The following is a 7,797-nucleotide window of genomic DNA, read 5'->3' as shown; positions in this document are numbered from 1 at the left end:
GAAGATGGAACAACCCCTCAACGCCCACCGCTCCGGCACCATCAAGGGTCTGGCGGCGGAGGTCGGCACCTCGGTGTCGTCCGGCGCCCCGATCTGCGAGATCAAGGACTGAGTGCGCGTTCTCTTCGTCACTGGGGCCCGGCGACCGCCGGGCCCCAGTGGCATCCTTGGGACCCGGAGCGGACACCAGGAGACGAGGGCGAGGGCGATGAGCACGGCACCGACACCGGCCCGGCCGATGCGCGCCGACGCGCGCCGCAACTACGACCGGCTGCTGGGTGAGGCCCGTACGTCCTTCGCGGCCCAGGGCACGGATGCCTCGCTGGAGGACATCGCCCGGCGGGCGGGCGTCGGCATCGGCACGCTCTACCGGCACTTCCCGAACCGCCAGGCCCTGATGAACGCGGTGTTCCAGGAGGCCCTGACCTCGCTGCTCGCCCGCTCCCACGAACTGGCCCGGTCCGACAAGCCGTGCACCGCGCTGGTGGAGTGGCTGGGCGCGATCGTGACCCATGCGGGTGCGTACCGCGGGCTGGCGCAGGCGCTCATGTCGGCGCCGGGGGACGCGACTTCGGCCCTGACGTCCTGCCATGTACCGCTGCGTCAGGCGGGCGACCGGCTGCTGACCCGGGCGCAGTCGAGCGGATCGGTGCGGGCGGACGTCTCGATCGACGACCTGCTGCAACTGACGAACGCGATCGCGCTGGCCGCGGAGCAGACCCCGGCCGATCCCGACCTGGCCGACCGGCTGCTGCGGCTGACGCTCCGCGGTCTGCGAGCCGACCCCGTACCCTCGGCCCGGCCCGGCGACTGACGGAGGGGCCCTCCCTGGGCCGTACCCACAAAGTCCCCGGGCCGTACCCGCGACGTCCCCACGCCGGGCTTCACTCCCCCTGCCGACGCCGAAGGCCCCCGCCGCCGGGCTCCGCTCCCCTACCGGCGCCGCAGGTCAGCGACCCGGCCCACCGGGCCGTCCGCGAGCGCGGCGGCACTCCGCAGCTGCGGGCCGAGCCCTGCCGGGCCTCCATGGCCGCCCTGCGTACGCCGCTGGCCCGGCAGCGGCATCTCCTGCCGCCCCTGCCGCCCTTGCGGCAGCGGCTCACCCGGCCCGGAGTCCGCGTCGGGTCCCGCAACGGTGATCTCCACGCCCTGATCGGCCAGGGCCTGGAGCTCCGTGGCGGCACGCTCGTCGTGAGCCGGTGGCTCGTCCGTCACCAGACGGGTGATCAGCTCCGTGGGCACCGTCTGGAACATGGTGTCGGAGCCGAGCTTCGTGTGGTCGGCGAGGATCACCACCTCGGCCGCGGCCTGCACCAGCGCCCGGTCCACGCTCGCCGAGAGCATGTTGGACGTGGAGAGCCCGCGCTCGGCGGTGAGCCCGCTCCCCGAGAGGAAGGCACGGCTCACCCGCAGCCCCTGGAGGGACTGCTCGGCACCGCTGCCGACGAGCGCGTAGTTGCTCCCGCGGAGGGTGCCGCCGGTCATCACCACTTCCACCCGGTTGGCATGGGCCAACGCCTGGGCGACCAGCAGCGAGTTGGTGACCACGGTCAGACCGGGCACCCGCGCGAGCCGGCGGGCCAGCTCCTGCGTGGTCGTTCCGGCGCCGACCACGATGGCCTCGCCCTCACCGACCAGCCCGGCCGCCAGGTCGGCGATGGCCGTCTTCTCCGCGGTGGAGAGATGGGATTTCTGCGGAAAGCCGGACTCCCGCGTAAAACCGCCCGGCAAGACCGCACCGCCGTGCCGGCGGTCGAGGAGTCCTTCTGCCTCCAGTGCCCGCACGTCCCGCCGTACGGTCACTTCGGAGGTCTGGACGACGCGGGCGAGCTCACGGAGCGATACCGCCCCGTTGGCACGCACCATTTCGAGGATCAATTGACGACGTTCTGCAGCGAACACGAAACTGACAGTAACCTGGCCGTAGATTGCTTTTCAGCAGTTTGCGCCGAATAACAGAAGTTGTACATGGACAGGGGCCCCTGGTGATATAGGGGGCCCTGTCGTCCGTACGAGCGGTCGGTGCTACGCCTCGCCGGCGGCCTTACGGGTGTGCAACTGCCGGGCCACTTCGGCGATCGAGCCGGAGAGCGACGGGTACACGGTGAAGGCGTTGGCGATCTGCTCCACCGTCAGGTTGTTGTCCACGGCGAGCGAGATCGGGTGGATCAGCTCGCTGGCCCTCGGCGCGACGACGCAGCCGCCGACCACGATGCCGGTGCCGGGCCGGCAGAAGATCTTGACGAAGCCGTCCCGGATGCCCTGCATCTTGGCGCGCGGGTTGCGCAGCAGCGGCAGCTTCACGACACGGGCGTCGATCTTGCCGGAGTCGACGTCGGCCTGGCTGTAACCGACGGTCGCGATCTCGGGGTCGGTGAAGACGTTCGCGGAGACCGTCTTCAGGTTCAGCGGCGCGACCGCGTCGCCCAGGAAGTGGTACATCGCGATCCGGCCCTGCATCGCCGCGACCGAGGCCAGCGCGAAGATCCCGGTGACGTCACCTGCGGCGTACACCCCGGGGGCGCTGGTGCGGGAGACCCGGTCGGTCCGGATGTGCCCGGACTCCTTGAGCTGGACCCCGGACTCCTCCAGGCCCATGCCCGCGGTGTTGGGGATCGCGCCGACCGCCATCAGGCAGTGGGTGCCGGAGATGACCCGGCCGTCGGCCAGCGTGACCTCGACGCGGTCGCCGACGCGCTTGGCGGACTGGGCGCGGGAGCGGGCCATGACGTTCATGCCGCGGCGCCGGAAGACGTCCTCCAGGACGGCGGCGGCGTCCGGGTCCTCGCCCGGGAGCACCCGGTCGCGGGAGGAGACGAGCGTCACGCGCGAGCCGAGCGCCTGGTAGGCCCCGGCGAACTCGGCGCCGGTGACGCCCGAGCCGACCACGATGAGCTCCTCGGGGAGCTCGTCCAGGTCGTAGACCTGGGTCCAGTTCAGGATGCGCTCGCCGTCGGGCAGGGCGTCCGGGATCTCCCGGGGGTGGCCGCCGGTCGCGATCAGCACCGCGTCGGCGGTGAGCCGCTCCTCGGTGCCGTCGGCGGCGGTCACCACGACCTGGCGGGACCCGTCGGCGGCCTGGAGGCCGTCCAGCCGGCCGCGGCCGCGCATGACCCTGGCACCCGCGCGGGTGACGGAGGCGGTGATGTCGTGGGACTGGGCGAGCGCGAGGCGCTTGACGCGCCGGTTGACCTTGCCGAGGTCGACGCCGACGACCCGGGCGGCCTGCTCGATGTGCGGGGTGTCGTCGGCGACGATGATGCCGAGTTCCTCGTAGGAGGAGTCGAAGGTGGTCATCACCTCGGCCGTCGCGATCAGGGTCTTGGAGGGCACGCAGTCGGTGAGGACCGACGCGCCGCCGAGGCCGTCGCAGTCGACGACGGTCACCTCCGCGCCGAGCTGGGCGCCGACCAGTGCCGCCTCGTAGCCGCCGGGGCCGCCGCCGATGATCACGATCCGGGTCACGAAAAGTCCGCCTCGCGTGGTGTCATCCCACGGCCGTCTGCCGCCCCGGCCGGGGGTCCGGGGGATCGCCCCGGCGTATGCAGTACGTAATTCATTGTCCCGCACGCGCCAAGCTGCTTCGCCCCGGGGCCCTCCATACGGGAACGCGCCTGGCCGGGCCACGGCCTCCGGCCCCGGCGGAGCCGCCCACGACCCGCCCACGACCGGGCCTCATCCTCGCCGTACCCGGCACGCCCCCCGTCACCTCCCGTACCCTCGACCCCATGTCGCTCTACGCCGCGTACGCCGGCAACCTCGACGCGCGGCTGATGACGCGCCGCGCACCGCACTCCCCGCTGCGCGGCACGGGCTGGCTCAACGGCTGGCGGCTGACGTTCGGCGGGGAGCAGATGGGCTGGGAGGGCGCGCTGGCCACGGTGGTGGAGGCACCCCGTTCCCAGGTGTTCGTCGCGCTCTACGACCTGGCTCCGATGGACGAGGACTCCATGGACCGCTGGGAGGGTGTCGGCCTCGACATCTACCGGCGCATGCGGGTGCGGGTGCACACGCTGGACGGCGAGGAGCCGGCCTGGATGTACGTCCTCAACGGTTACGAGGGCGGGCTGCCCTCGGCGCGCTACCTGGGCGAGGTGGCGGATGCCGCCGAGTCCGCGGGCGCGCCCCACGACTATGTGATGAACCTCCGCAAGCGCCCCTGCTGAGCGGCGCCCCCCGGGCCCCTTCCGTACCCGTTCCGTACGAACGTACGAACGTGACCGGCCAGACTCTCACCGGACACATCTACGCGCGTAGGGAATCAGCGGTTACCCTCATCCGCGTGAACGCATCTGTTATTCCGGACCACATCCAGGGCGACCCGTACGCCGCCGCTGCCGACGCCGCCGCCCGCCTGCGCGAGCTGACCGGTGCCGATACCCACGACGTCGCTCTCGTGATGGGCTCCGGGTGGGCCCCCGCCGGCGATGCGCTCGGCATCCCGGAGGCCGAGTTCCCGGTCACCGCGCTGCCCGGTTTCCCGGCCCCGGCCGTCGAGGGCCACGGCGGCACGATCCGCTCGTACCGGATCGGCGAGAAGCGCGCCCTGGTCTTCCTGGGCCGTACGCACTACTACGAGGGCCGCGGGGTCGCGGCGGTGGCGCACGGGGTCCGTACGGCGGTCGCGGCGGGCTGCGGGACGGTCATCCTGACGAACGGCTGCGGCGGCCTGCGCGAGGGCATGCGCCCCGGTCAGCCGGTCCTCATCAGCGACCACATCAACCTCACGGCGGCCTCGCCGATCGTGGGCGCGAACTTCGTCGACCTGACCGACCTGTACTCGCCGCGGCTGCGCGCCCTGTGCAAGGAGATCGACGGGACGCTCGAAGAGGGCGTGTACGTGCAGTTCCCCGGCCCGCACTACGAGACTCCCGCCGAGATCGGCATGGTCCGGGTCATGGGCGGCGACCTGGTCGGCATGTCCACGGTCCTGGAGGCCATCGCGGCACGGGAGGCGGGCGCGGAGGTGCTGGGCATCTCCCTGGTCACCAACCTCGCCGCGGGCCTGAGCGGCGAACCCCTCAACCACGAGGAGGTCCTCCAGGCCGGCCGCGACTCGGCGACCCGCATGGGCGCACTGCTGGCCCGCGTCCTGGACCGGATCTGACGCTCGGCCCCAGCAGGGGCTCCGCCCCCGGAAGCCCCACTCCTCGAACGCCGGAGGGGCTTGATTCCGCCGGGCTCCCCTTGAGGCACAGGGCAAGCAACTCCAGCCTCGTCGGCGAGGCTGGAGTTGTGGGGGCAGCCACATACAGCCTCGTCTTCCTCGAAGTGCAGGGCGCCCAAAATCAGCCCCGCCGGCGCGGGGGCCCGGGGGCAGAGCCCCCGGCAGCCCGCCCGGCGCCACACCGAGGACACAGGCCGACCGATTCCAGCCCCGCCGGCGTTCGAGGCGCAGGGGCCCGGGGCAGAGCCCCCGGCACCCCCTCGCAGCAACCCCGCCCCGCACCCGTACCGCAGAAAGGCGGACCCCGTGCAGCAGGACCTCATCACGCAGGCCAGGACCTGGCTCGCCGAGGACCCGGACCCCGAGACCCGCGCGGAGCTCGCCGGACTCATCGACGCCGGTGACCTCCCCGCGCTCGCCGACCGCTTCGCCGGCACGCTCCAGTTCGGCACGGCCGGCCTGCGCGGCGAGATCGGCGCCGGCCCGATGCGCATGAACCGCTCCGTGGTCATCCGCGCCGCCGCCGGGCTGGCCGCCTACCTGAAGGCGCAGGGAGAGGGAGGCGGGCTCGTCGTCATCGGCTACGACGCCCGCTACAAGTCCGCCGACTTCGCCCGCGACACCGCCGCCGTGATGACCGGGGCCGGCCTCCGCGCGGCCGTACTCCCCCGCCCCCTGCCGACCCCCGTCCTCGCGTACGCCGTACGGCACCTGGGAGCCGTCGCGGGTGTGGAGGTCACGGCGAGCCACAACCCGCCGCGCGACAACGGCTACAAGGTCTACCTCGGCGACGGTTCGCAGATCGTGCCCCCGGCCGACGTGGAGATCGCCGCCGCCATCGCGGCCGTGGGCCCCCTCGACGGCGTACCGCGCCCGGAGGGGGGCTGGGAGATCCTCGGCGACGAGGTACTGGCCGCCTACCTCGCCCGTACGGACGCGGTCCTGAGTCCCGGATCGCCCCGCACCGCGCGCACGGTCCACACGGCCATGCACGGCGTCGGCACCTCGGTCCTGACGGCCGCCTTCGCGCGGGCCGGCTTCCCCGCGCCCGTACTCGTCGCCGAACAGGCCGACCCGGACCCGGCGTTCCCCACCGTGGCCTTCCCCAACCCGGAGGAGCCCGGCGCCATGGATCTCGCCTTCGCGACCGCGCGCCGTACGGATCCGGACATCGTCATCGCCAACGACCCGGACGCCGACCGCTGCGCCGTCGCCGTGCCCGACCCGTCGGCCGAGGGCGGCTGGCGGATGCTGCGCGGCGACGAGGTGGGCGCGCTGCTCGCCGCCCATCTGGTGGACCGTGGCGTGACCGGCGTGCTCGCGGAGTCGATCGTCTCCTCCTCGCTCCTCGGCCGGATCGCCGAGAAGGCGGGCCTCGGCTACGAGGAGACGCTGACGGGCTTCAAGTGGATCGCCCGCGTCGAGGGCCTGCGCTACGGCTACGAGGAGGCGCTGGGCTACTGCGTGGACCCGGAGGGGGTGCGCGACAAGGACGGCATCACGGCCGCCCTGCTGATCACCGAACTGGCCTCCGTGCTCAAGGAGCAGGGCCGCACCCTCCTCGACCTGCTCGACGACCTGGCGCTCGAACACGGCCTGCACGCCACGGACCAGCTGTCGGTCCGGGTCGAGGACCTGACGGTCATCGCGAACGCCATGCGGCGCCTGCGCGAGACTCCCCCGACCGCCCTGGCCGGCCTCCCGGTCACCTCGGCGGAGGACCTCTCGCAGGGCACGGACGCACTCCCGCCCACCGACGGCCTGCGCTACCAGCTCACCGGGGCCAGGGTCATCGTCCGCCCGAGCGGCACCGAGCCCAAGCTCAAGTGCTACCTGGAGGTCGTCGTCCCGGTCCCCGGCAGGGACGGACTCCCCGAGGCCCACGCGAAGGGCGCGGAACTGCTGGCGGCCATCAAGCGGGACCTGGCGGCGGCCGCCGGCATCTGAGGACCGGCGGGCCCGGCCCACGCTGGGACAGTCTTGATCTTCCCGGTTCCTGTGAACCTCGTGCGCCGCTTTCGCGTCACATCAGTCGACCAGGGAATCCCCAGGATCCCACTTGACCGAGGACTTGGGGGATCGGAATGCCAGGAAGACCAACGGGGAGGATTCACTGTGCGCACTGTCCTGAGATCGACCGCCGTGACGCTCATGGCCGGAGGAGCGCTCTTCTTCACGATGAGCAATCCCGCGGCCGCCGCGGAGAACAACACCGGCGTCGTCGGCGGTTCTCCGGGGAGCACCTCCACGTGCATCGCCACCATCAAGGGAGCGAAGGCCTGCTTCCAGCGGTACGGCGATCTCATCTGGACCAAGGACACCTCGGCCGACGGTTACAGCGTCTACACGAACTGGACCAACCAGCTGAAGCAGCCCAGCGGCACGTGGAAGACGTACCGGACCGGAAAGTGTTCGAACCCCGGCAGCTCGGGCGACAACGCCTCGTGCAACAAGGACTTCTACGAGTCCAGCAGCACCAACGCCTACGGGGGCAAGGGCAGTCGCATCCAGGTCTCCGCCTGCGTCGCCAGCATCGGCGACGACGAGTGCCAGACGACCACGTGGATCAACAACGACAGCTGATCCGACGATCGCCGCGACGGTGCGGTGCGGCCGGCCCCGGCAGGGCC

At 72.2% G+C, this 7,797-nt stretch carries 8 protein-coding genes; 6 read left to right on the top strand and 2 right to left on the bottom strand.

Going from position 1 to position 7,797, the window contains the following annotated elements; translation table 11 throughout:
• Together JKV81_RS06745 and JKV81_RS06740 are read left to right on the top strand one after the other, a co-directional pair.
• On the top strand, positions 1–112 hold a 112-nt coding region (locus JKV81_RS06745), incomplete at its 5' end, for a biotin/lipoyl-containing protein (protein WP_202075149.1).
• 96 nt (positions 113–208) lie between these two features.
• Positions 209–814 carry a TetR/AcrR family transcriptional regulator gene (locus JKV81_RS06740; RefSeq protein WP_124274374.1) on the top strand — a complete coding sequence of 202 codons (606 nt, stop codon included), beginning with the start codon at positions 209–211 and terminating at the stop codon, positions 812–814.
• 119 nt (positions 815–933) lie between these two features.
• On the opposite strand, the gene JKV81_RS06735 is transcribed toward JKV81_RS06740, so the two are convergent.
• Together JKV81_RS06735 and JKV81_RS06730 are read right to left on the bottom strand one after the other, a co-directional pair.
• Positions 934–1,902, bottom strand: coding sequence for a DeoR/GlpR family DNA-binding transcription regulator (locus tag JKV81_RS06735; protein WP_202075148.1), 969 nt, complete (start codon positions 1,900–1,902; stop codon positions 934–936).
• A gap of 123 nt (positions 1,903–2,025) precedes the next feature.
• Complete coding sequence (locus tag JKV81_RS06730) at positions 2,026–3,465, bottom strand: NAD(P)H-quinone dehydrogenase (protein ID WP_202075147.1); 1,440 nt, start codon at positions 3,463–3,465, stop codon at positions 2,026–2,028.
• A gap of 263 nt (positions 3,466–3,728) precedes the next feature.
• On the opposite strand from JKV81_RS06730, the gene JKV81_RS06725 reads away from it, so the two are divergent.
• From JKV81_RS06725 to JKV81_RS06710, 4 genes are all read left to right on the top strand, one after another.
• Complete coding sequence (locus tag JKV81_RS06725) at positions 3,729–4,166, top strand: gamma-glutamylcyclotransferase family protein (protein ID WP_033297850.1); 438 nt, start codon at positions 3,729–3,731, stop codon at positions 4,164–4,166.
• Positions 4,167–4,282: 116 nt separating this feature from the next.
• Positions 4,283–5,107: a purine-nucleoside phosphorylase gene (locus JKV81_RS06720; protein ID WP_129265185.1), complete on the top strand. Its 825-nt coding sequence runs from the start codon at positions 4,283–4,285 to the stop codon at positions 5,105–5,107.
• Positions 5,108–5,473: 366 nt separating this feature from the next.
• Entirely contained in the window at positions 5,474–7,114 is a 1,641-nt protein-coding gene (locus JKV81_RS06715) for a phospho-sugar mutase (protein WP_202075146.1), read from the top strand.
• A gap of 168 nt (positions 7,115–7,282) precedes the next feature.
• Positions 7,283–7,750 (top strand): hypothetical protein, encoded by a 468-nt coding sequence (locus JKV81_RS06710; RefSeq protein WP_236055559.1) that lies wholly within the window; start codon positions 7,283–7,285, stop codon positions 7,748–7,750.
• Positions 7,751–7,797: the final 47 nt, after the last annotated feature.

Source organism: Streptomyces silvae (assembly GCF_016745505.1).
Classification (GTDB): domain Bacteria; phylum Actinomycetota; class Actinomycetes; order Streptomycetales; family Streptomycetaceae; genus Streptomyces; species Streptomyces silvae.
This window is presented reverse-complemented; position numbering and strand designations above follow the sequence as displayed.